This window comes from Morganella morganii (assembly GCF_019243775.1).
Classification (GTDB): Bacteria; Pseudomonadota; Gammaproteobacteria; order Enterobacterales; family Enterobacteriaceae; genus Morganella; species Morganella morganii.
This window is the reverse complement of record NZ_CP069157.1, coordinates 233,305-256,038: the sequence shown is the minus strand read 5'-3', so window position 1 is coordinate 256,038 and position 22,734 is coordinate 233,305. Positions and strand designations below refer to the sequence as shown.

The window sequence follows — 22,734 nt, the reverse complement described above, 5'->3', positions numbered from 1 at the left end:
ACTATAGATACATAAGATAAATAACCTGAAATCTGCTGATAATGCACCGATTATTCTTAAAACAGGAGCCACCGCAAATGACACAAAACACCACTCAATACCCGCAGGACACTGTTGTATCTCCTGTTTCCGCCGCTGATGCACTGCCGGACAGCGCTGTGGCACTGACCATCAGCCCGCGCCATACCGTAACCGGCCATGATGTGAACCATGTGCCTGACGGCTTTGATACCGCGTATTTCGCTATGGGCTGCTTCTGGGGCGTGGAGCGCCTGTTCTGGCAGCAGCCGGGCGTGTACAGCACCACCGCCGGTTACACCGGTGGTACGACAAAGAACCCGGCCTATGAAGGCGTCTGCACCGGCAACACCGGTCATGCTGAAGCCGTCCGCATTGTGTATGACCCGTCCGTTATCAGCTATGCCGATCTGCTGCGTCTGTTCTGGGAAAACCACGACCCGGCACAGGGCATGAAACAGGGCGGCGATATCGGCTCACAATACCGTTCTGCAATTTATACTCAGTCTGACAGCCAGCGTGTGCAGGCACTTGCTTCCCGTGAGCAGTATCAGCAGGCGATGAATGAGAACAACGACAGCCGCAGTATCACCACAGCCATCCGCCCGCTCGGCCCGTTTTATGTGGCGGAGGATTACCACCAGCAATACCTGGATAAGAACCCGGAAGGCTACTGCGGGCTCGGCGGGATCGGTGTTTGTCTTCCGCCTTCGCTGAGAAACTAGCCGCTTTTCCCGTTCCGGTGCTATACTGCACATCCGCGCACAGACAAATTGGATGTTCTGTGCGCCTTTCTTTTTTAATATCCGATACTTATGCTCTATATATCTAAAATAACCGGTCGCCACGCATAATCAACAACAGCGCGCCCAGAGGCAATCGTGCCGGCCATTCGGAACTTATATGTTAAATAGTTTATTAATCGTCCTGTTACTCTGCGCGATCAGCGCATTCTTTTCGTTATCTGAAATATCACTGGCCGCCTCGCGGCGTATCAAACTCAAAGTCATGATTGACGAAGGCAATACCAATGCCGCCCATGTGCTCCGTTTGCAGGAAGCACCGGGGATGTTCTTCACCGTGGTGCAAATCGGCCTGAACGCCGTGGCGATCCTCGCCGGTATTGTCGGTGAATCGGCCTTTTCACCGGCGCTGCGCACCCTGTTCGGCAATTTTATGGCCGATGCCGCCGCACAGCAGCTCGGCTCAGTATTGTCATTTATTATCGTGACCTCCATGTTTATCCTGCTGGCGGATCTGACCCCGAAACGTCTCGGGATGATCAAACCGGAAGCGGTCGCCATCCGGATTGTCCAGCCGATGCGTTTTTGCCTGACAGTACTGCGCCCGCTGGCCTGGCTGTTTAACGGATTATCCAACCTGTTCTTTAAATTATTCAAAATCCCGCTGGCGCGAAATGAAGATATCACTTCTGATGATATTTACGCGGTGGTGGAAGCAGGTGCGGTCGCCGGTGTGCTGCGCAAGCAGGAGCACGAACTGATCGAAAACGTGTTTGAGCTGGAATCCCGTACTGTGCCGTCTGCTATGACCTCCCGTGAGAGCGTGGTCTATTTCGACAAGCAGGAAAACGAAGAGAGCATCAAAGAGAAGATCTCCACGCAGCCGCACTCAAAATTTCTGGTGTGCGACGGCGGTCTGGATCATGTGCTCGGTTATGTCGATTCCAAAGATTTGCTCAACCGTGTGCTGAACGGCCAGAGCCTGAATCTGCATGAAGGTGTGCAGATCCGCCCGGCACTGATGATCCCGGACACTCTGAGCCTGTCAGACACCCTGGAGAGCTTTAAAAATGCCGGGGAAGACTTCGCTATCATTCTGAATGAATACGCCATGGTGATGGGTGTTATCACTATCAATGACGTGATGATTACCCTGATGGGGGATCTGGTCGGTCAGGGACAGGAAGAACAGATTGTTGCCCGTGATGAAAATTCCTGGCTGATTGAAGGCGGTACACCGATTGAGGATGTGCAGCGGGTGCTGGATATTGATGAGTTCCCGGATGACAGCAACTACGAAACCATCGCCGGTTTCCTGATGTATAAGTTGCGCCGTATCCCGAAACGGACCGATTCCGTGAAATTCTCGGGCTTTAAGTTTGAAGTGGTGGATATCGACAACTACAAGATTGACCAGCTGCTGGTTACACGGATCCCGGATGCACCGGTTGTCCCGCGTCCGTCAGCGGCGGAAAGCGGCAAAGAGGGTCAGTCTGACGTGGCACACAACGAACAGCACCAGAAACCGTAAAACTAACCCTTCTTCATCAGACAGGTATTGTGGTTACGCCAGCTGCGCCTGCAGCAACGATACCTGCTGATTAATTTCACTCATTGCACTCAGGTGGCGTTTGTCTCTGATTTTCGGCGGTAAAATCTTGCCGTAGTCAAATTCAAACGCGCCCATCCCCTGTATATACAGGCGGCCACGGAATAAGGTTTTCACGTAGCGGGCGATCTGAGCCGGGTTGTAACGGGCGAAAATTTTCATCGTACTTATGTCCTCCCCTTTACCTTTTCTTTCATGCCTAAGGTATGACTCAATTCTACCACCCGGGTTCATTAATCAAATGATTTAATCACTATTTTTACATAAAATGACACTTCACTACGATTTACTTCACAAATCAGAGTGAAAATCGATCCCCGTCACACTATAACAATGAAATAATAACCTCATAATTACTATAAGTTTTATAAATAATGTGAGGCTGAAATAACGGGATTAATGTCAGCAGATACGGAATTTAACAGGCGGGGAAAAGTCAGTGTAATTTGCATAACCATGCAAATTACACTGTTATTCAGGAATAAAATGGCAGTCAGAAACTGCTGACACGGAACCCCGGGTTTATCAGTGATTCACGCGGTGTATAGTCGAGCGTTTTTCCGCTCCAGTCCGTAATATGCGCTCCGGCCGCGAGTGCAACGGCATGTCCGGCCGCCGTGTCCCAGATGTGGGTCGGGTTAAAACGGGGATAGAGCTGCGCCTTACCTTCCGCCACCAGACAGAATTTGAGGGATGAACCGATAGCACGGGTTTCATGCGGCCCCAGTTGCTCCAGATAATCCGCCAGTTCCGCATCCTGATGTGAACGGCTGATCACCACCATCGGCAGATCTGTATTCACCACTTTGACAGCCATCCGCTGCCCGCCCCGCTCACGCCAGGCGTGTTTGCCTTCTGCCAGATAGAGCACGTCCGGTACCGGGGCATACACCACGCCCATCACCGGTACGCCGTCTGAAATCAGGGCAATATTGACCGTAAATTCACCGTTGCGGCTGATAAATTCTTTGGTGCCGTCGAGCGGATCCACCAGCCAGTATTGTGTCCAGTGCTGCCGCTCAGACCACGGCTGCGGATCTTCCTCTGACAGCACCGGGATGTCCGGTGTCAGAGACTTCAGTTCCTGCACGATAATGTGATGCGCAGCTAAATCCGCAGCGGTTAAGGGGGAGTTATCCGCTTTGGCGGAGATGGTCAGTGTGTCGGGATGATGGTAGATATCCATGATTGCATCGCCCGCCCGCCGGGCCAGCAGACAAATTTGATTGAGCATCCTTCACCTCTTTCACAGAACGGTTAGTGAGTCGCGTAATCCTGTTCACGTCTCCGGAGACCTGAGTATAGAAATAAAAATGGCCGGTGAAAACCGGCCATTTCGCATATTCTGTTATTGCTGACAAAGAGAGATTACAGGATCTCCAGCAGCTCCACTTCGAATACCAGTGTGCTGTACGGCGGGATTGCCGCACCGGCACCGCGCTCGCCGTAAGCCAGGTTGCTCGGGATATACAGTTCCCATTTGGAGCCGACCGGCATCAGGGTCAGTGCTTCAATCCAGCCTGCGATCACGCCGTTTACCGGGAATTCTGCCGGCTGGCCGCGCTGTACAGAGCTGTCAAACACAGTACCGTCGATCAGACGGCCGGTGTAGTGAACACGGACACGGTCAGTGCGGGCCGGGATAGCGCCGTCACCCTGATTAATGACAGAGAACTGCAGGCCGCTTTCAGTGGTGGAAACGCCTTCTTTCTTCGCGTTTTCTTCCAGGAAACGCATGCCGTCTTTAACCAGCTCAGCCTGTTTTTCATTGCGGACAGCATCAGCACGCTCATGCATTTCACGCAGGGCACGATGCAGAACATCCACCGCCACAGCCGGCTGGTTATTTTCCAGTGCGTCGGTGATACCGGCCAGGATGGCTTCCGGTACTAATCCGCTCAGTCCGGATTCCTGTAATTGCTGGCCGATTTGTAAGCCGATTCCGTAGCTTGCCTGTGCTTCCATCGTGTCAAAAGTCGGTTGTGTCATGAGAGATACCTGAGTAATAAGTAAGACGGACAAGCATAACAGCAGGATGTACCCCGGTAAACCCGATAATCAGTGAAAGCTGATGCAACACGGTGATTCCCGGAAAACAGCACAATCAATTTATAAAACAGGACTAATTCCGAATAATTTCAGTAAGTCTGCTGCTACACTGGAATAATACCGGATGATAATTATTCATGCTGAACAGCGGGAGATTATGATGAGACTACTGCCAAAGCGCCATCTTTACGCTATCGCCGCCATTGCGCTGATTATCATGCTGATCCTGTTTTTCTGGCCTGCCGCGCAGAAACCGCCGGTGACCGTTCCGCCTCAGAATATCACACTGACGCCACCGGCAGATCCGTTAGGTGACCTGATAGCTGAACAGACCGGCACACTACCGGAGGCACCATCCGATATCCCGGATTTGCCGCTGCCGGATAATCTGCCGCCTGGTGTACTGAATACCGAACCGGCTCCGCAACCGGCGACCACACCACCGCCGGTTAGTGCAGAGTCTGCTCCTGCTGCGGTGCCTGCACAGGCAGATGCACTGCGTTTCACCCTCAAAAAGGGCCAGACCATCGCCCAGGTCTTTCGCAGCAACGGGTTACCGGTGGATGACTTATTTCGCATGACAGCCGTTGAGGGGCCGCAGAAGCCGCTTAATCAGGTGGAGGCAGGGGATAAAATCAGTGTGACCAAAGGAAAGGGAAATACGGTCTCTGTGCTGAGGATTGATAAGGCTAACGGGCAGTCCGCCACCTTTAAGCGACAGAAAGACGGCAGTTACCGCCGCTCTTAACACCGGTTTTTACTGCAAAAAAAAACGCTGGCCTGAGCCAGCGTCTTTCAAAGATGTTTACCGTGTAATCAGAGATTACTCAGCAACAATCTTCACATTCAGTTCTGCAAACACGTCGCTGTGAACCTGGAAGTGAACTTCGTGATCACCCAGAGTACGCAGAACGCCGTTTGGCAGACGAACTTCGCTTTTCGCCACTTCAACGCCTGCTGCAGTTACAGCATCAGCGATGTCACGGGTACCGACAGAACCGAACAGTTTACCTTCGTCACCCGCTTTGGAAGACAGAGTCACAACGCCCAGGGCATTGATTTTTTCTGCACGAGCGTGTGCTGCTGCCAGAACGTCAGCTAATTTAGCTTCCAGTTCTGCGCGGCGTGCTTCGAAGAATTCGATGTTTTTCTTGGTTGCAGGAACTGCTTTACCTTGCGGTACTAAGTAGTTACGTGCATAACCAGATTTAACATTTACCTGGTCGCCCAGGCTGCCCAGGTTTGCTACTTTATCAAGCAGAATAACTTGCATTACCTTATCCTCTTAAAGTCATTAATGGACTGTGCCGATTACTGATGACGATCAGTGTAAGGCAGTAAAGACAGGTAGCGTGCACGCTTGATAGCACGAGCGAGCTGACGCTGATATTTCGCACTGGTACCGGTGATACGGCTTGGTACGATTTTACCACTTTCAGTGATGTAGTTTTTCAGCGTAGCGATGTCTTTATAATCAATCTCTTGAACGCCTTCTGCGGTGAAACGGCAGAATTTACGACGACGGAAATAACGTGCCATATGGCTAGTCTCCAGAATCTATCAATTCAATATGTTCGGCATGAAGAACCAGTTTTGATAATCCATTTCGCCCCTGATGGGTGCTTATGAATCCCTGAACGGTTATCTGACTGCCGACCGTTATACTGCGAGTAATGGTTTGGATCGTCTGTCCGCTGGCAACCACGGGCATTCTGCACCATGCCTGCCGGGTGAGTCCGGCTTCCTGCTGTTGTGAGCGGTGCTCAAGCACAAACTGACAATGCGGAATTCCGGCCGGGCTGACTTTCCGGATGGGTTCCCTGCACACTGTGCCGGATAACACCAGACGGTTAGCGGACACCGTTATTACTCTTCAGTTTCCTCAGCTTCATCATTTTCTTCAATGTCGTCAGACATGTCGCGCGGGCGACGTTCGTCTTTCGCTTTAACCATTGGAGAAGGTTCAGTCACCGCGTGCTTAACGCGCATAACCATGCTGCGGATAACGGCATCATTGAAGCGGAAAATAGTTTCCAGCTCGTCAATCACTTCCTGCGGAGCTTCAACGTTCAGCAGAACGTAGTGCGCTTTGTGCAGTTTGTTGATTGGGTAAGCCAGTTGGCGACGACCCCAGTCTTCGAGACGGTGGATCTGACCTTCTGCGTTAGTAATAGCAGTTTTATAACGCTCGATCATTGCCGGTACTTGTTCGCTCTGGTCCGGATGAACCATGAAGACGATTTCGTAATGACGCATTAGTAGTGCTCCTTACGGATTATTAGCCTCCTGTCCGGGCAACCGCAACCCTGAGAGGCAAGGAACTTGTTTAAGTGCGGCTGAAAAATTTGACGCATAACTATACTCATACCCGTCCCAAAAGACAAGGTAATAAGTGTGTGATGCGGGATTATTTTGCGCGCTGACGCACGGCCTCAAACAGGCAGACACCTGTTGCCACCGAGACGTTCAGGGAAGAGACTGACCCGGCCATCGGAATGCTGATCAGTTCATCGCACAGGTCGCGGGTCAGACGGCGCATGCCTTCCCCTTCCGCGCCCATCACCAGCGCCACCGGGCCGGTCATTTTGCTCTGATACAGATCATGGGTGGCTTCACCGGCAGTGCCGACAACCCAGATATTTTCGTCTTTCAGCTGACGCAGTGTGCGGGCCAGGTTAGTGACACGGATAAGCGGTACGCTTTCCGCCGCACCACAGGCGACTTTTTTCGCCGTGGCATTCAGCTGCGCGGAGCGGTCTTTCGGGATGATCACCGCGTGTACACCGGCGGCATCGGCGGTACGCAGACAGGCCCCCAGGTTATGCGGGTCAGTCACGCCGTCGAGTACCAGCAGGAACGGAGTCTCATGCTCAGCCAGCAGATCAGGCAGATCCTGCTCCTGATACTGACGGCCGCCTCTGACTTTGGCGATAATCCCCTGATGGACGGCACCTTCGGTCTGGCTGTCCATCCACTGACGGCTGGCCATCTGCACACGGACACCTGCCGCTTCCAGAGCATGCACAACCGGGGTCAGGCGGCGGTCTTCACGCCCTTTTAAGATAAAGACTTCAAGAAAACGGCTGGGATCACGCGCCAGCAAAGCATCCACAGCGTGGATACCATAAATAATTTCACTCATAACGTTCCGTTTGTTGCGGGACAATAAAACACAATGAGGCGCAATGCCTCATTGTGGGAAAATTCAAATCAAAGGCGGTTACTTCTCAGCTTTTTTCTTCGCGCGTTTCGCCTTTATATTTGCCTCGATTTTTTTGGTCCGGGCTGATTTTTTACCTTTCGGGGCTTTCGGGCCGTCGTCTTTTTTCTTCTTACGGAATGCACTGTCCGGCTCGAAGTTTTTGTCACGGCGGGGATCCCCTTTCTTACCGTCCCGGCGCTTATCTCCTTTCTCCCCGGCTTTCGCCCGGGTTCTTGCGGTTTTGCCTTCATTACGGGCACGGCGGGTGGTGGAAATCAGCGCGAAATCAATGGTGCGCTCATCCATATGCACCGCTTCCACCCGGATTTCAACTTCATCACCCAGGCGGTACACATTGGAGGAGGATTCACCAATCAGACGCTGGCCGACATTATCGTAGCGGTAGTAATCGTTATCAAGTGTTGATACGTGTACCAGACCATCGATAAACAGGTCATTCAGACGGACAAAGAAACCAAACCCGGTCACACTGGTGATAAGCCCGGTAAAGACATTACCCACCTGGTCCTGCATAAAGTCGCACTTCAGCCAGTCTGCCACGTCACGGGTGGCTTCATCGGCACGGCGCTCCGTCATGGAAGTGTGCTCACCGAGCTGGAGCATACTCTGCATATCGTAATGCCACGCGCCGGTCTGCGATTTCCCTTCGCCGCGTTCTTTTGCCAGCAGGTACTTAATCGCACGGTGCAGACTCAGATCCGGATAACGGCGGATTGGTGAGGTAAAGTGGGCATACGCCGGTAACGCCAGACCGAAGTGACCGCGGTTGTCCGGATCATAAATCGCCTGTTTCATCGAACGCAGCAGCATAGTCTGTAACAACTCGTGGTCAGGACGCTCCGCCACTTCCAGCATGACACGGGCGTAATCTTTCGGCTCCGGTGTCAGGCCGCCCGGCAGGGTCAGACCCAGCTCATTAAAGACGGTGCGCAGATTGATGACGCTGTCCTCTTTCGGACGATCATGCACACGGTACAGCGCCGGTTCGTTGTTTTTCTCAACAAAGCGTGCCGCCGCAACGTTCGCCATGATCATGCACTCTTCGATCAGTTTGTGTGCATCGTTGCGCAGTACCGGTTCAATGCTCTCAATGCGTTTTTCCGCATTGAAAATAAATTTCGCTTCTTCGGATTCAAAGGCAATCGCACCGCGCTCGTCACGGGCTTCCGCCAGTGCTTTATAGAGTTTGTGCAGCTCTTCCAGGTGTTTTACCAGCGGTGCATAGTGTTCGCGCAGCTCTTCATCCCCTTCGAGGATTTTCCACACCTTGGTATAGGTCAGACGGGCGTGGGAGCTCATTACCGCTTCATAGAAACGGTAACCGGAAAGCTTACCTTTCGCCGAAATGGTCATTTCACACACCATACACAGGCGATCAACCTGCGGGTTCAGTGAACAGACACCATTCGACAGCACTTCCGGCAGCATCGGTACGACCTGTGACGGGAAGTAAACCGAGGTTCCCCGGCTGCGGGCTTCATCATCCAGTGCCGTCTGCGGACGCACATAATAACTGACGTCAGCAATCGCCACCCACAGACGCCAGCCACCGCCGCGTTTGGCTTCACAGTGTACCGCGTCATCAAAGTCACGGGCATCTTCGCCGTCGATAGTGACCAGCGGCAGATCGCGCAAATCAACACGGCCTTTTTTGGCGGATTCCGGTACTTCCTCGCGGATATCCGCGACCTGACGTTCCACCTGAGCAGGCCAGGTGAACGGAATTTCATGTTTGCGCAGGGCAATATCCACCGCAATGCTGGTACCCATTTTCTCGCCCAGCACTTCGGTGATAACGCCGAGCGCCTGCACCCGTTTGCCCGGACGGCGGGTCAGTTCCGCCACCACGATATTCCCCATCCGTGCGCCGTTAATTGACTCTTTCGGGATCAGAATATCGAAGCACAAACGGCTGTCATCCGGCACGACAAATCCCATGCCTTCTTCGGTAAAGTAACGGCCGACAATCTGGCCGGTTTTCGGCTCGGTCACACGTACAACGCGCGCTTCGCGGCGGCCTTTGCGATCAGCCCCCATCACCTGGGCCAGGATCACATCCCCGTGGATGCATAATTTCATCTGATCCTGCGGGATGTAGAGATCGTCTTTTTGTCCTTCGACACGCAAGAACCCGAAGCCATCACGATGGCCGATCACGGTTCCTTTAATTAAATCAAGACGCTCCGGCAGTGCGTAACACTGACGGCGGGTAAAGACCAGTTGCCCGTCACGCTCCATAGCGCGCAGACGGCGGCGCAGGGCTTCCTGAGCCTCTTCACCGGTGATCCCCAGTTCCTGTGCGATATCTTCGCGGCTCACCGGTTTGGTGTGGCGGCGGACAGTTTCAAGAATAAATTCACGGCTCGCGATCGGGGAATCATATTTTTCCGCTTCGCGCTCACGATAAGGGTCGTTTGATTGTTTTTCCACTGACATTGTATCCTCCGTGGTTTCTGAACGGCGTTATTCGTCCGTCAGTAACAATTTATAAAGATGCTGATTGTCCTGCACCATATCAGCGAGCGTGTGTTTATCCAGTTCCTGTAAGAACTCCCGGATGGCTTTATTCAGTACCGATTTCAGTCTGCATGCCGGAGTAATGTGACAGAATTCACCGCTGCAGTTCACCAGTGTTAACGGCTCGAGCGCGCGGACAACCTCACCGATACCTATAGTATTAGCAGGTTTTCCCAGGCGGATCCCGCCATTTTTGCCGCGAATCGCCTCGACATAACCCAAATGGCTCAATTGGTTAATTATCTTGACCATATGGTTACGCGATACGCCGTAAACGTCTGTCACTTCCGTAATACTGGTCATTTTACCATCAGGAAGTGACGCCATATAAATCAGCGCCCGCAAGCCATAATCTGTAAAACTGGTTAACTGCACATTTTACCCCGGGAATTCTGTCATCCCGCGCGGGGGATCACATGATAAGTAATGGATAATCATTATGTGTGTCTTTTGCTTATTAAGCAAAATTTGTCGTTAAAAACGCCGGATTTCCTGTCATCACATAGCCAGAACCCCCGGCGTCAGAAAACAAAAGGCCGGACAAACATGCCCGGCCCTGACTGGTATCACCTGAACGATCTTATGCGTCGAACGGGTCGCGCAGGATCATCGTTTCAGAACGATCCGGACCGGTTGAAATAATATCAACAGGAACGCCTGTCAGTTCTTCAATGCGGCGGATGTAATCCAGTGCTGCCTGAGGCAGTTCTTCGCGGCTCTTCGCCCCGAATGTGGTTTCAGTCCAGCCCGGCATGACTTCATAGATAGGCTCGATGCCTTCCCAGTTATCCGCAGCCAGTGGTGTGGTTTCGATGATTTCACCATTCGGTAAACGGTAACCGACACACACTTTCACTTCTTTCAGACCATCCAGCACATCCAGCTTGGTCATGCAGAACCCTGACAGGGAGTTGATCTGCACAGCGCGGCGGATAGCAATGATGTCCAGCCAGCCGCAACGGCGGCTGCGTCCGGTGGTCGCACCGAACTCCTGGCCTTTGGTACGCAGGTATTCACCGGTTTCATCAAACAGTTCGGTCGGGAACGGACCGGCACCCACGCGGGTTGAGTAAGCTTTGATGATACCCAGGACATAATCCACATAACGCGGACCTAAACCAGAACCGGTGGCAACACCGCCGGCAGTGGTGTTTGAGGAAGTCACATACGGATAGGTACCGTGGTCGATATCCAGCAGTGTACCCTGCGCGCCTTCAAACATCACCAGCTCACCGTTAACGGTGGCTTTGTACAGCAGATCAGACACATCCACAACCATACCGGTCAGGATATCCGCAACTGCCATGATTTCGTCCAGGGTTTTCTGATAGTCAACCGCAGGCTCTTTGTAGTAGTTCACTAACTGGAAGTTGTGATACTCAAGGATTTCTTTCAGTTTCTGAGCGAAGGTCTCTTTATCGAAGAGATCACCCACGCGCAGACCGCGACGGGCAACTTTATCTTCGTATGCAGGCCCGATACCGCGCCCTGTTGTGCCGATAGCTTTCGCGCCGCGTGCTTTCTCACGGGCATTATCCAGCGCAACATGATAAGGGAGGATCAGCGGACATGCTTCAGAAATCAGCAGACGTTCGCGCACCGGAACACCACGCTCTTCCAGTGCAGTCATTTCTTTCAGCAGTGCATCGGGTGCGAGTACAACACCGTTAGCAATGATGCTGACGACGTTTTCGCGGAGAATACCTGACGGAATTAAATGCAGGACGGTTTTCTCACCGTTGATAACCAGAGTGTGACCCGCGTTGTGGCCACCTTGATAACGAACAACATACTTAGCCCGTTCAGTCAGCAAGTCGACGATTTTGCCCTTGCCCTCGTCACCCCATTGGGTGCCCAATACGACAACGTTCTTACCCATTTCGTTTTTACCTGGTTGCTTAAAAAAGGATTCTAGCATCTCATGACCGCCCTTTCAGCACTTTTTATCCACTTTATGAAAGTCACCTGATCAATGTCCATAATAAAGCCCGCCTAAGCGGGCTTTCTTCATCAGAGTGCGACCATCAGCATGCTGACGATTTTTCAGTACCGGTTATGCAGTTACCGGACTTACTGGCCTGAAGCCGGACGCAATGATGTCGGTGCCTTCATGTAACGGAAGAAATCCGTATCCGGGCTTAACACCATAATGTCGTTGCCATCGGGTTTGAAGCTTTGCTCATAAGCACGCAGGCTTCGGATAAACGCATAGAAATCCGGATCCTGACTGAATGCATCCGCAAACAGTTTAGCGGCTTCCGCATCACCCGCACCACGCAGGGAGAGTGACTGGCGCTCCGCTTCGGCCAGGATTTCAGTACGGGTTTTATCTGCCACCGCACGAATCTTCATGGCTTCTTCCAGACCCTGTGAGCGGTGACGACGCGCCACTGCTTCACGTTCTGCACGCATACGCTGGAAGATAGCTTCGGAGACTTCCGCCGGCAGGTTGATCTGCTTGATACGGACGTCCACCACTTCGATACCTAACGCCGCCATACTGTTCGGATTCACCTGCGGCTGTGCGCCTTTGGTTTCTTCCTGAACACGCGCTGCCGCATCGGCAATAGCGTTATCAGCATCAGTTGCCTGCGGATCGTTACCGGAGCTCCCTTCGTTCAGTGCATTTTTGACTTCCGTCGTTAATGTACCGCGGGAATCCGTCACAATCTCTTTCACGCTCAGACGACCGAACTCAGAACGCAGACGGTCACTGAATTTACGTTTCAGCAGGTTTTCAGCCTGATTAATATTACCGCTGTTTGTTGCGAGATAATACAGGCTGAAATCACTAATCCGCCATTTAAGGTAGGAATCGACGATCAGGTCTTTGTTTTCGTTTGTCAGGAAACGGTCAGCCTGGATATCCAGTGTCTGGATACGGGCAGGCAACATTTTCACTGTTTCAATAAACGGCACTTTCAGATGCAGACCCGGCTCATACACAATCGGTTTGTTATCCGCATCACGCAGAACTTTGCCAAAGCGCAGCACAATACCACGCTCGGTCTGCTGAACGGTAAAGACAGACGCATACAGAACGCCTAAAACCAGAATAACAATAACGGCTAAATACTTACGCATGATTATTGTCTCCCTGTGCGTTCAGTGTTACCACGGATACCCGAACTGCTGAGATCATACGTGTTGTTGTATTCAGCGGGTACATTCGGATTCTGGCTGCTGTTTTGTGCCTGACGGCCTGCAGGTGCCTGTGTTGCCGGTGCGGATGATGGTGTGGCAGCAGCTTTCGCCGGTGCAGCCTGAGAGGCGGCTCTCTGCTCACGCATAATCTGATCCAGCGGCAGCACCATCATGCTGTTGCTTTTATCATTGGCAATCACTTTACGGGTATTGCTCAGCACACGTTCCATTGTCTCAATGTACAGACGTTCACGGGTGATATCCGGTGCCGCACGGTATTCCGGCAGCATTTTCGAGAAGCTGGCCACTTCACCGCGCGCTTTCAGCACGATACTGGCTTTATACGCCTGTGCGCTTTCGATCATACTTTGCGCATTACCTTTTGCCAGCGGCAGAACTTCGTTCGAGTAAGCTTCCGCTTCACGGATGGACTGCTGTTCGTTTTCACGCGCGGCAATCACGTCATCGAATGAAGCCTGAACTTCAGCCGGCGGACGCGCTTCCTGGAAGTTGACATCGACAATCGCTATCCCCATTTTATAAGGCTTGATTGTCTCTTCGAGGACTTTCTGGGTTTCGTTACGGACCACGGTACGGTTCGCCGTCAGGATTTTCTCCATGGTGAACTTACCGATAACCCCGCGCACCGCGCTGTCCATCGCCTGACGCAGACTGTTGTTCGGGTTAGTGACGCTGAAGAGGTAATCTTCCGGGTTCACTACCTGGAACTGCACGTTCATGTTAACGCGGACCACGTTCTCGTCAGCGGTCAGCATCATACCGTTGGTGGCCAGATCCTGGACGGTCGCCACATCGACCGCAGTAACGCGATCAATAAAGGTCGGTCTCCAGTTCAGACCCGGCTGAACCACATGACTGAATTTACCGAAACGCGTAACCACGCCGCGCTCCGTTTCTTTAATCGTATAGAAGCCGGTTGCGGCCCAGACAACAACAACGGCGGCAATAGCGAGACTGATAATACGTCCGCCCGCGAACTGTACCGGAGGACGATTGTTCCCACCGGACTGCCCGTTATTGTTTCCGCCTTTACCGCCACCCAGACCACCGAGTTTTCTGCTCATTTTCCGGAACAGATCGTCGAGATCAGATGCCCCACGGTTCCGGCCGCCTTTGTTACCGTCGGAGTTGCCGCCTTTATTGCTGCTCCCCCACGGGTCGCGGTCCTGTCCGTTATTACCGGGCTGATTCCACGCCATGCCTTCGCTCCACTCTTTTATGATCGGTTTTTCAGGGCTAAGAGCACAAAAACGCGCTCTCAATTAATATATTACGCCGCTGATAATCAGATAACGTAATCGGCTAACTGTTGTTCCTGCTTGCAGAGGCGGCGCCAGTCAACAATGGGCAGCCTGATTTCAAGGCAAATCCGGCCGTCATCATCAAGCCACTCGCGTTCAATCGCCTGAAGCTGATAAAAACGGCTGCGCAGACGACCCTCCGACGGAGGCAGACACAATTCCAGGTGTGCGATCTCACCGGAAAGGCGTTCCGTCAGTGCCCGGAACAACAACGGGATCCCTGCTCCGGTCTGTGCTGAAAGCCAGACCCTGACCGGCAGGTTATCCTCATTTCTGTCGATACGCGGTTCGAAATCGTCCAGCATATCGATTTTATTCATCACTATCAGAACCGGAATTTCATGTGCATCAATCTCTTCCAGAACTGCATTAACCGCATGAATATTTTCATCCACACGGTTATCCGCCGCATCGACCACATGAAGCAGTAGTGTCGCTTCGCGGGTTTCCTGCAGCGTGGCTTTAAATGCCGCCACCAGATCATGCGGCAGATGACGGATAAACCCGACCGTATCCGCCAGCACCACCGTGCCGACATCATCGACATCAATCCGCCGCAGGGTCGGATCGAGTGTCGCAAATAACTGATCCGCAGCATAGACTTTCGCATCAGTTATGTGATTAAACAGACTGGATTTCCCGGCGTTGGTGTAACCGACCAGAGACACCGTCGGAATATCCGCTTTACTGCGCGCCTGACGGCCTTGTCCGCGCTGGCGTTCCACTTTTTCGAGACGCCCTGAAATCTGTTTGATTTTATCCCGCAGCATCCGGCGGTCGGACTCAAGCTGAGTCTCACCCGGCCCCCGCAGACCAATCCCGCCTTTCTGACGTTCAAGGTGCGTCCAGCCGCGGACCAGACGCGTGGAAAGATGGCGTAACTGCGCCAGTTCCACCTGTAATTTACCTTCATGTGTCCGTGCCCGCTGGGCGAAGATATCGAGGATAACCCCGGTTCTGTCAACCACCCTGCACTGGCACAAACGCTCGAGGTTGCGTTCCTGCGCCGGACTTAAGGCATGGTTAAAGAGCACCACATCGGCTTCACTTTCGGTGACAGCATCGGCAATCTCTTCCGCTTTACCTTCACCCGCAAAATATTTCGGGTGCGGGGCGCTGCGGCTGCCGGTGACTATCTGAACAGGTGTCACTCCCGCGGATGTCACAAGGGATTCAAATTCACTGAGATCATCAGTGTTCTTATCCTGTGAGAAAAATATGTGGACCAGTACGGCCCGTTCACCGCCTTCATACCTGTCAAACAACGGCAGAACCTCTCAGGCTGAGTGAAAAACACGCAGGAAAAAACACAGGTAAAGTCTCCCTACCTATGTTTTTCCGCGATTGATAACTGCACACTGACTTATTCAGCGCCATCAGTATCCTGTTGCGCACCACCGTTACCGGCTGACTGGTGGTAATTGCTGCCGCCGGTCCCCGGGTTTGCGCCACCGCTGTGGTGAGAAACCGGACGGGAAGGTACGACGGTAGAGATCGCGTGTTTGTAAACCATTTGGCTGACCGTGTTTTTCAGCAGAATAACAAACTGGTCGAATGATTCGATCTGACCCTGTAATTTAATACCGTTGACCAGATAAATAGAAACCGGAACCCTTTCGCGACGTAATGCGTTCAGGAACGGATCTTGCAAAGATTGCCCCTTAGCCATTCTGTATTTTCCTTATTTTGTTGTTTTTTAAATGAAACCCAAGCTGGGTTCGAAAAATAACTACTCAAAAACTTTCGTAACCCGTTAATTGTACACAATCAACGGCGCTATGCACGAAGAACCTGCATAACGGCTTTAAGAGATTGTTCAGGCTGTTCACTGTCGAGCCACTGAACACCTTCCCAACCCCGCAACCACGTCATCTGCCGCTTGGCAAGCTGACGGGTGGCGCAAATGCCCCGATACACCATGTCATCATAACTGATTTCTCCTGCCAGATATGACCACATCTGGCGGTAGCCGACACAACGGATCGACGGCAAATCCGGATGAAGATCCCCGCGCTGATACAGCGCACGGACTTCGTCCTCAAAACCGGCCTTCAGCATCATCTGAAAACGCATTTCAATTCGCTGATGCAATATTTTACGATCTGCCGGTGCAATGGCAAACTGATAAGCATTAAAGGGCAAATTCTCCCCTGCAGTTTCCGTCAGTTCTGTCATTGTTTTGCCGGAGATATAGTATACCTCCAGTGCCCGGCTGAGCCGCTGCGGATCATTCGGGTGGATCCGCGTCCCGGCGACCGGGTCAATCCGGCTCAGTTCATCATGAAGAACCTGCCAGCCTTCCTGTGCCGCCCGCGTCTCAATCTGTGCCCGGATTTCCGGGTCAGCGGACGGCAGCGGCGATAATCCTTCCAGCAATGCTTTGAAATACATCATGGTTCCGCCGACCAGCAGCGGAATTTTTCCCTGCGCGGTTATCTCATGCATTGCCGCCAGCGCATCACGGCGGAAATCGGCGGCGGAATAGGCCACTGACGGGTCGAGAATATCAATCAGCCGGTGCGGGGCAAGTGCCAGTTCGGCAGCATCGGGTTTTGCGGTCCCGATATCCATCCCCTTATAAATCAGTGCGGAATCCACACTGATGATTTCCACCGGCAGGTGCTGACGAAGTTCAATCGCCAGCGCGGTTTTTCCTGAAGCCGTCGGCCCCATCAGAAACAGGGCTGCGGGTTTATGATGATTCTGTTCACTCATGACGTAATGCTGCAACGACCTCAGTTAAATCAATTAATTGCAATAAATCTGCCGGCGGTCTGCGCACCAGTTGCGGGCACAGCCGCTCCACATCGGCCAGCAGCTGCACTGCCTGGGCTTTGCTCTGAGCCGCCGGTTCACTGACCAGCATCTCTGCCAGCCGCGACGCAATGGCTTTCTCATCCCCCTCCGGGTTATCAGCCAGGAAACGCAGTAATTCAGGGATAAGATGCGGTAAATTTTGCTGACGAAGCGGTAACGATACCGTACGAATCGTCGCTTTTCCACGGGAAACTGAGCCTTCTATACCGAAAGTACGCAATACCCCGGCAAACTGCGTAAATGTCTCACACTCCTGTGCGTTTAATGCCATCTGAAGCGGGATCATCAGCGGCTGGGATTTCAGTCCCTGCTCTCCCGGGATCAGTTGCTGACAACGCAGATAATGTGATGCTTTGCTGAGGGAAAACAGCGCAATACCTGCATCTGTCTCAATTAACGCATAACACGGCGGATAAAGCGTAAGGATTTTACCAAAACTTACACGCTCACTTTTTTCCGTCACCGGCTCACTTGCGGCGCTGATCCGGTTTTCTGACAGAAAAGTGCTTTTTTCCGGAAACAGCTGCGGCCGGGTTTCTGCCGGTGTCTGCATCAGTGACTGATATATTCCGGCTTCTTTCGGGCTGTAAACGGGTTTATCCGCAGAATATGCCGGTTTTCCGCTGCTGTGGCCGCTGTGAGACGCGCCGCCCCCAGTGGTTTCCCGGTGCGGCGGCGGTGTGAGTGCTTCCTCACGCTCAAAGATATTTTTACCGGCTGCCGCACGGTTTTCCGGCACATGCTGTGTCTGCGGTGCAGACGGATCAGGTTGAAACAGAGAGACCGGCTGCTCATGCTGTTTCAGCACACTGAGCACCGCCTGATAAATAAAGTCATGCACCAGCCGCGCCTGATGAAAACGCACTTCGTGCTTGGCCGGATGGACATTCACATCCACCTGACGCGGGTCAATAGTCAGGTAAAGGACATAGGCAGGCTGCTGATCGCCGCTCAGCCGGTCTTCATAGGCCTGGCGGATGGCGTGGTTGATCAGGCGGTCGCGCATCATCCGCCCATTAACATAGCAATACTGTAAATCCGCCGGGCCGTTGTATTCTGCCGGTGAAGCCACCCAGCCGCGGATCTCCAGCTCTTCGTGAGACCAGGTTACCGCCAGCGCCTGCTGCATAAACGCAGTACCGCAGATAGCCCCGAGCCGGCGCTCCTGCTGATCTTCCGCTTTAACCGGACGGTACTGGCGCATCAGTTTACCGTTGTGGGTGAGATTAATGGCCACATCAAAACGGGACAGCGCGATACGCCGCACCACTTCATCAATGTGGCCGAATTCGGTTTTTTCAGTACGCAGGAATTTGCGCCGCGCCGGAGTATTGAAAAAGAGATCCAGCACTTCCACCGTACTGCCCGCCGGATGTGCCGCCGGTTTCAGCGTCACCGCCATTTCGCGCCCTTCGGCATATGCCTGCCAGGCTTCGTTCTGGTCACGGGTGCGGGAGGTAAAGGTCAGGCGTGATACGGAGCTGATACTGGCGAGCGCTTCACCCCGGAACCCCATGCTCATGATGGCTTCGAGATCATCGAGTGTGGCGATTTTACTGGTGGCGTGACGGGCCAGCGCCAGCGCCAGCTCGTCTTTGGCAATACCGCAGCCGTTGTCACGGATGCGGATAAGCTTTTCGCCGCCGCGCTCAATATCAATATCGATACGGGTGGCACCGGCGTCCAGGCTGTTTTCCACCAGTTCTTTCACCACCGATGCCGGGCGCTCAACCACTTCGCCTGCGGCTATCTGGTTTGCCAGCTGCGGCGGTAAAATCCGGATCGCCATAATTGCCCCCGTTCTCCTGTTATTTGGACGGCGCTGCCTGTAACGGGTTCGCGGTAAAGTATGCGCGTAACCCGCCGTGGATCGCGGCAGCGACCTGCTCCTGGTAAGTGTCAGATCCTAACAGCTGTTCTTCAGTGCTGTTACTGATAAAGCCGGTTTCCACCAGAATGGACGGAATATCCGGTGAACGCAGCACCCCGAGGCTCGCATGCTCCGGCGTGCCTTTGTGGACTTTACCTATCTGGCGCAGCTGACGGATCACGTCCTGCGCCACGGCATAACCGACACGCTGGGAGTTACCGAACTGCAAATCCAGTACCGCCTGGCTGAGATACGGATCCGCACCGTTTGCCAGTGCATCACCGGCACCGCCGAGCAGTTCGGATTGTTTCTCGCTCTGTTCCAGCCAGTTACCTAATTCGTTGTTTGCCCGCCGGTTGGAAAGCACCCAGACTGACGAACCGGTCGCGGTACGGTTTGGTGCGGAATCTGCGTGGATGGACACCAGCATGTTGGAGCCGAATTTACGCGCCACTTCGGAGCGTCCGGCCACCGAGATAAAATAATCGCCGTCACGGGTCAGTACCGGTTTGAACATCGGGTCATCTTTCAGACGCTTTTCCAGCTTGCGGGCGATACTGATAGTGACGTTTTTCTCTTTCAGGCCGTTCTGGCCGATAGCGCCCGGGTCTTTCCCGCCGTGTCCGGCATCAATCGCCACCACGACCTGACGGCTGTTTTTCGGCAGTTTACCTGTCGGTACCACCGGGATTTTTGCCTGTGCCGGTACGGCAGCCGGAGTGGTTGCTGCCGGAGCCGCTGCCGCCGGAGCAGCACTGCCGCTGTTCATGCGCAGCGGTTTGCCGCTTGTGGTGGTGACCGGTTGTGCGGCAGCCACCGGGGCTGCGCTATAACTGTTTTTGCCGGTCAGCGTGATGGTCAGGCCGCTGTTATCCGCAGCATCGCGGAAACTGTTTTTATCCGCCAGTTCCAGCACGATACGCTGATGCTGAGCATCCGGCGCACGGCTCTCTCTGACCACTTTAATCAGCCCGTTATTCAGATTGATCGGCAGACCGGTAATTTTCTGCGGCTGACGGATGTCGATCACCAGACGCTCCGGGTCATGCAGCGGAAACAGTTTATATTGCGGTTTGCCATCAAAACTGAGCTGTAATGTGCCCTGCGAACCGTTGTTGTTCACATTGATGCCCGTCAGGGACGCAGCGTGCCCGGCTGCACTTAACAGCAGGCTCACGCAGAAAAACAGCGCCGTCAGCCATGAAACGGCAGCCACATCAGATTTCCGTGTCAGATATGCATTCATTATCGGTAATTCCTCACATCTCCGCTAACTTATCCAGGAGTTCTTCACCATAAGGGGAACGGGCGGTAAAACGGGCTTCCCGTCCTTCACCATCATACCGTAAGTGCAATTCCAAATCTGCATCCGGCAGAAAACCGGCCCCTTTTTGCGGCCATTCAACCAGACAGACGGTGTTTTCCCCGAAGTAATCGCGGATCCCCATAAATTCCAGTTCTTCCGGATCCGCCAGGCGGTACAGGTCAAAATGATAGACCGGACGTGGTGAGAGCTCATAGGGCTCGACCAGGGTGTAAGTCGGGCTTTTCACATGGCCGGGATGCCCCAGCGCCTGAAGAAAGCCGCGGCTGAAGGTGGTTTTTCCGGCCCCCAGATCGCCGAAAAGATGCAGGACAAATCCGCGCTGACTCTGCTGTGCCAGTGCACGGCCGAGCGCGACAGTGGCAGCTTCATCTGCCAGCGTAAACAGACGTTCTTTCATTCTCGTTGTCGTCACAGGTTATTTTATTGAAATAATTGAGCGTGTAATCCGTTAAACATACCACATTCCGGTGACATACCTGCATAACGGCGTGCGAAAAAACGACAATAATGCGCAGTTTTTGTGCCGGACGGTCTGTGATAAACTCCGCACCATTCACCATCACACCTGCAATGTAAGTAAACACTCACCAATGAACACTCACCCTGATTTACACCAGCTCGCCGCCCGGATCAAACAATGGGGACGCGAACTCGGCTTTCAGCAGGTCGGTATCTGCGATACAGATCTCAGCGCGGAAGAGCCGAAGTTACAGGCGTGGCTGGATGCAGGCTATCAGGGAGAGATGGACTGGATGGCACGCCACGGCATGATGCGCGCGCGCCCGCATGAACTGCTGCCGGGCACGCTGCGGGTGATCAGTGTGCGGATGAACTACCTGCCCGCCAAAGCGTCCTTTGCTGCCGTACTGCAAAACCCGGAGCAGGGTTATATCAGCCGTTATGCGCTGGGGCGTGATTATCACAAGCTTCTGCGCCAGCGCCTGAAGCAGCTGGGAGAGCGGATTCAGGCTGAGTGTGATGAACTGGCTCTGGGAAATACCCTCAGCTACCGCCCGTTTGTTGACTCAGCACCGGTACTGGAACGCCCACTGGCAGCTAAAGCGGGCCTTGGTTGGGTTGGTAAGCATTCACTTATTTTAAACCGTGAAGCAGGCTCCTGGTTTTTCCTCGGCGAGCTGCTGATCAACCTGCCGCTGCCGATTGATATCCCGGTTGAAGAACAATGCGGCCGCTGTGTCGCCTGCATGACCACCTGCCCGACTCAGGCGATTGTCGCGCCTTATACTGTCGATGCGCGCCGCTGTATCTCCTACCTCACCATTGAGCTGGAGGGCGCTATCCCCGAAGAATTCCGCCCGCTGATGGGAAACCGCATTTACGGCTGTGATGACTGCCAGCTTATCTGCCCGTGGAACCGTTTTTCACAACTGACAGACGAGGCGGATTTCTCGCCGCGCAAGCGTCTGCACACCCCGGAACTGCTGGATTTATTCGCCTGGGATGAAGCCACCTTCCTGCGGGTGACAGAAGGTTCGGCTATCCGGCGCATCGGGTATCTGCGCTGGCTGAGAAATATCAGTGTCGCTCTCGGCAACGCGCCGTATGAAGATAAAATTATTATTGCACTGACAGAAAAAACCGGACTGGCTGACTGGCTTGATGAGCATATCCTCTGGGCGGTTGCCCGCCAGTATGCCAAGAGAGATGAATCACGTATCGAAATACAGACTTCACAGCAAAAACGTCTTATCCGCGCCATTTCCAAAGGTTTGCCGCGCGACGCCTGATCCCGCCTCATAATCCCGTTAAGTTATCCACAATATTCAGTGTTGTGAATAATATAAAAAGACCTTGCCTATCAATGTGAAGAAAAAATACAAGAGAGCCGTCACACAATTCACATAAATTAAATTAACATATAAATATCAATATATTAAATATACCGTCGTTCGGTATTTCGCGAAATTCTGTGATTCAGCCGACAAAACCGGCCTGTGGATAACTCTGTGCAGAAAAGTGTGTCAGAACCCCCGGGATGTGAATAACATGCCCCGCAGCGCTGTGGATAAAAAATGACATCCGGACAAAAAAATTGCCCCTGTTTGACTTAATCACCCCATGAAAGGTGATGAAA

General features: G+C 53.1%; 23 protein-coding genes. 4 read left to right on the top strand and 19 right to left on the bottom strand.

Annotation, left to right across the window (positions count from 1 at the left end):
• Window positions 1-77 precede the first annotated feature (77 nt).
• Both msrA and paeA read left to right on the top strand, forming a co-directional pair.
• The gene (msrA, locus tag JL661_RS01250; RefSeq protein ID WP_062772144.1) at window positions 78-743 is read left to right on the top strand and encodes a peptide-methionine (S)-S-oxide reductase MsrA; all 666 of its coding nucleotides are present in this window, start codon (window positions 78-80) and stop codon (window positions 741-743) included.
• Window positions 744-921: 178 nt separating this feature from the next.
• Window positions 922-2,292 (top strand): polyamine export protein PaeA, encoded by a 1,371-nt coding sequence (paeA, locus tag JL661_RS01245; protein WP_004234510.1) that lies wholly within the window; start codon window positions 922-924, stop codon window positions 2,290-2,292.
• Between the two features lie 33 nt (window positions 2,293-2,325).
• Here paeA and JL661_RS01240 read toward each other — a convergent pair whose 3' ends face one another.
• The 3 genes from JL661_RS01240 to bamJ all read right to left on the bottom strand — a co-directional run bounded on the left by JL661_RS01240 (window position 2,326) and on the right by bamJ (window position 4,359).
• The gene (locus JL661_RS01240; RefSeq protein WP_004234508.1) at window positions 2,326-2,532 is read right to left on the bottom strand and encodes a DUF1107 domain-containing protein; all 207 of its coding nucleotides are present in this window, start codon (window positions 2,530-2,532) and stop codon (window positions 2,326-2,328) included.
• A 331-nt stretch (window positions 2,533-2,863) separates the two neighbouring features.
• Entirely contained in the window at window positions 2,864-3,604 is a 741-nt protein-coding gene (cysQ, locus tag JL661_RS01235) for a 3'(2'),5'-bisphosphate nucleotidase CysQ (protein ID WP_004234507.1), read from the bottom strand.
• 134 nt (window positions 3,605-3,738) lie between these two features.
• Entirely contained in the window at window positions 3,739-4,359 is a 621-nt protein-coding gene (gene bamJ / locus JL661_RS01230) for a BamJ family beta-barrel-assembly machinery protein (RefSeq protein WP_004241369.1), read from the bottom strand.
• 217 nt (window positions 4,360-4,576) lie between these two features.
• Here bamJ and JL661_RS01225 point away from each other — a divergent pair, with 217 nt between their 5' ends.
• Complete coding sequence (locus JL661_RS01225) at window positions 4,577-5,167, top strand: LysM-like peptidoglycan-binding domain-containing protein (protein ID WP_225310132.1); 591 nt, start codon at window positions 4,577-4,579, stop codon at window positions 5,165-5,167.
• A 75-nt stretch (window positions 5,168-5,242) separates the two neighbouring features.
• Here the strand turns inward: JL661_RS01225 and rplI are convergent, their stop codons facing one another.
• The 16 genes from rplI to tsaE form a co-directional block, all read right to left on the bottom strand.
• A complete protein-coding gene (gene rplI, locus JL661_RS01220) occupies window positions 5,243-5,692 on the bottom strand; it encodes a 50S ribosomal protein L9 (protein ID WP_004234503.1) in 450 nt (149 codons plus the stop codon).
• A 38-nt stretch (window positions 5,693-5,730) separates the two neighbouring features.
• On the bottom strand, window positions 5,731-5,958 hold the full coding sequence (gene rpsR, locus JL661_RS01215; RefSeq protein WP_004234502.1) for a 30S ribosomal protein S18: 228 nt from the start codon (window positions 5,956-5,958) through the stop codon (window positions 5,731-5,733).
• A 4-nt stretch (window positions 5,959-5,962) separates the two neighbouring features.
• A complete protein-coding gene (gene priB / locus JL661_RS01210) occupies window positions 5,963-6,280 on the bottom strand; it encodes a primosomal replication protein N (protein ID WP_045139169.1) in 318 nt (105 codons plus the stop codon).
• Between the two features lie 5 nt (window positions 6,281-6,285).
• Window positions 6,286-6,675, bottom strand: coding sequence for a 30S ribosomal protein S6 (gene rpsF / locus JL661_RS01205; RefSeq protein WP_004241366.1), 390 nt, complete (start codon window positions 6,673-6,675; stop codon window positions 6,286-6,288).
• Between the two features lie 151 nt (window positions 6,676-6,826).
• Window positions 6,827-7,561, bottom strand: a complete 735-nt coding sequence (gene rlmB / locus JL661_RS01200) for a 23S rRNA (guanosine(2251)-2'-O)-methyltransferase RlmB (protein WP_004234494.1) — start codon at window positions 7,559-7,561, stop codon at window positions 6,827-6,829.
• Window positions 7,562-7,639: 78 nt separating this feature from the next.
• Window positions 7,640-10,078: a ribonuclease R gene (rnr, locus tag JL661_RS01195; RefSeq protein WP_004234492.1), complete on the bottom strand. Its 2,439-nt coding sequence runs from the start codon at window positions 10,076-10,078 to the stop codon at window positions 7,640-7,642.
• A 27-nt stretch (window positions 10,079-10,105) separates the two neighbouring features.
• Complete coding sequence (gene nsrR, locus JL661_RS01190; RefSeq protein ID WP_004241364.1) at window positions 10,106-10,534, bottom strand: nitric oxide-sensing transcriptional repressor NsrR; 429 nt, start codon at window positions 10,532-10,534, stop codon at window positions 10,106-10,108.
• 205 nt (window positions 10,535-10,739) lie between these two features.
• Complete coding sequence (locus tag JL661_RS01185; protein ID WP_004241362.1) at window positions 10,740-12,038, bottom strand: adenylosuccinate synthase; 1,299 nt, start codon at window positions 12,036-12,038, stop codon at window positions 10,740-10,742.
• 191 nt (window positions 12,039-12,229) lie between these two features.
• Complete coding sequence (gene hflC, locus JL661_RS01180) at window positions 12,230-13,243, bottom strand: protease modulator HflC (RefSeq protein ID WP_004234484.1); 1,014 nt, start codon at window positions 13,241-13,243, stop codon at window positions 12,230-12,232.
• A 2-nt stretch (window positions 13,244-13,245) separates the two neighbouring features.
• Window positions 13,246-14,523, bottom strand: coding sequence for an FtsH protease activity modulator HflK (gene hflK / locus JL661_RS01175; RefSeq protein ID WP_004234483.1), 1,278 nt, complete (start codon window positions 14,521-14,523; stop codon window positions 13,246-13,248).
• 86 nt (window positions 14,524-14,609) lie between these two features.
• The gene (hflX, locus tag JL661_RS01170) at window positions 14,610-15,890 is read right to left on the bottom strand and encodes a ribosome rescue GTPase HflX (RefSeq protein ID WP_004234480.1); all 1,281 of its coding nucleotides are present in this window, start codon (window positions 15,888-15,890) and stop codon (window positions 14,610-14,612) included.
• 98 nt (window positions 15,891-15,988) lie between these two features.
• Entirely contained in the window at window positions 15,989-16,294 is a 306-nt protein-coding gene (gene hfq / locus JL661_RS01165; RefSeq protein WP_004241361.1) for an RNA chaperone Hfq, read from the bottom strand.
• A 107-nt stretch (window positions 16,295-16,401) separates the two neighbouring features.
• Window positions 16,402-17,340, bottom strand: coding sequence for a tRNA (adenosine(37)-N6)-dimethylallyltransferase MiaA (miaA, locus tag JL661_RS01160; protein WP_049247011.1), 939 nt, complete (start codon window positions 17,338-17,340; stop codon window positions 16,402-16,404).
• Window positions 17,333-19,231 (bottom strand): DNA mismatch repair endonuclease MutL, encoded by a 1,899-nt coding sequence (gene mutL, locus JL661_RS01155; protein WP_004241360.1) that lies wholly within the window; start codon window positions 19,229-19,231, stop codon window positions 17,333-17,335. The genes miaA and mutL overlap by 8 nt, the downstream gene beginning before the upstream one ends.
• A gap of 19 nt (window positions 19,232-19,250) precedes the next feature.
• Window positions 19,251-20,558, bottom strand: a complete 1,308-nt coding sequence (locus JL661_RS01150) for an N-acetylmuramoyl-L-alanine amidase (RefSeq protein WP_080737666.1) — start codon at window positions 20,556-20,558, stop codon at window positions 19,251-19,253.
• Between the two features lie 13 nt (window positions 20,559-20,571).
• Window positions 20,572-21,036, bottom strand: a complete 465-nt coding sequence (gene tsaE / locus JL661_RS01145; RefSeq protein WP_004234473.1) for a tRNA (adenosine(37)-N6)-threonylcarbamoyltransferase complex ATPase subunit type 1 TsaE — start codon at window positions 21,034-21,036, stop codon at window positions 20,572-20,574.
• A 193-nt stretch (window positions 21,037-21,229) separates the two neighbouring features.
• Between tsaE and queG the strand changes: the two genes are divergently transcribed.
• Window positions 21,230-22,387 carry a tRNA epoxyqueuosine(34) reductase QueG gene (gene queG, locus JL661_RS01140; RefSeq protein ID WP_062772147.1) on the top strand — a complete coding sequence of 386 codons (1,158 nt, stop codon included), beginning with the start codon at window positions 21,230-21,232 and terminating at the stop codon, window positions 22,385-22,387.
• The last annotated feature ends 347 nt before the right edge of the window (window positions 22,388-22,734 follow it).

What these genes read in the sequence shown, in the direction of transcription:
- bamJ (WP_004241369.1), bottom strand. Translation starts at nt 4,359, where the DNA reads ATGACACAACCGACTTTTGACACGATGGAAGCACAGGCAAGCTACGGA.
- rlmB (WP_004234494.1), bottom strand. Translation starts at nt 7,561, where the DNA reads ATGAGTGAAATTATTTATGGTATCCACGCTGTGGATGCTTTGCTGGCG.
- JL661_RS01240 (WP_004234508.1), bottom strand. Translation starts at nt 2,532, where the DNA reads ATGAAAATTTTCGCCCGTTACAACCCGGCTCAGATCGCCCGCTACGTG.
- JL661_RS01185 (WP_004241362.1), bottom strand. Translation starts at nt 12,038, where the DNA reads ATGGGTAAGAACGTTGTCGTATTGGGCACCCAATGGGGTGACGAGGGC.
- cysQ (WP_004234507.1), bottom strand. Translation starts at nt 3,604, where the DNA reads ATGCTCAATCAAATTTGTCTGCTGGCCCGGCGGGCGGGCGATGCAATC.
- hflK (WP_004234483.1), bottom strand. Translation starts at nt 14,523, where the DNA reads ATGGCGTGGAATCAGCCCGGTAATAACGGACAGGACCGCGACCCGTGG.
- rpsF (WP_004241366.1), bottom strand. Translation starts at nt 6,675, where the DNA reads ATGCGTCATTACGAAATCGTCTTCATGGTTCATCCGGACCAGAGCGAA.
- miaA (WP_049247011.1), bottom strand. Translation starts at nt 17,340, where the DNA reads ATGAGTGAACAGAATCATCATAAACCCGCAGCCCTGTTTCTGATGGGG.
- hfq (WP_004241361.1), bottom strand. Translation starts at nt 16,294, where the DNA reads ATGGCTAAGGGGCAATCTTTGCAAGATCCGTTCCTGAACGCATTACGT.
- queG (WP_062772147.1), top strand. Translation starts at nt 21,230, where the DNA reads ATGAACACTCACCCTGATTTACACCAGCTCGCCGCCCGGATCAAACAA.
- msrA (WP_062772144.1), top strand. Translation starts at nt 78, where the DNA reads ATGACACAAAACACCACTCAATACCCGCAGGACACTGTTGTATCTCCT.
- hflC (WP_004234484.1), bottom strand. Translation starts at nt 13,243, where the DNA reads ATGCGTAAGTATTTAGCCGTTATTGTTATTCTGGTTTTAGGCGTTCTG.
- mutL (WP_004241360.1), bottom strand. Translation starts at nt 19,231, where the DNA reads ATGGCGATCCGGATTTTACCGCCGCAGCTGGCAAACCAGATAGCCGCA.
- JL661_RS01150 (WP_080737666.1), bottom strand. Translation starts at nt 20,558, where the DNA reads ATGAATGCATATCTGACACGGAAATCTGATGTGGCTGCCGTTTCATGG.
- rnr (WP_004234492.1), bottom strand. Translation starts at nt 10,078, where the DNA reads ATGTCAGTGGAAAAACAATCAAACGACCCTTATCGTGAGCGCGAAGCG.
- rpsR (WP_004234502.1), bottom strand. Translation starts at nt 5,958, where the DNA reads ATGGCACGTTATTTCCGTCGTCGTAAATTCTGCCGTTTCACCGCAGAA.
- rplI (WP_004234503.1), bottom strand. Translation starts at nt 5,692, where the DNA reads ATGCAAGTTATTCTGCTTGATAAAGTAGCAAACCTGGGCAGCCTGGGC.
- paeA (WP_004234510.1), top strand. Translation starts at nt 922, where the DNA reads ATGTTAAATAGTTTATTAATCGTCCTGTTACTCTGCGCGATCAGCGCA.
- tsaE (WP_004234473.1), bottom strand. Translation starts at nt 21,036, where the DNA reads ATGAAAGAACGTCTGTTTACGCTGGCAGATGAAGCTGCCACTGTCGCG.
- JL661_RS01225 (WP_225310132.1), top strand. Translation starts at nt 4,577, where the DNA reads ATGATGAGACTACTGCCAAAGCGCCATCTTTACGCTATCGCCGCCATT.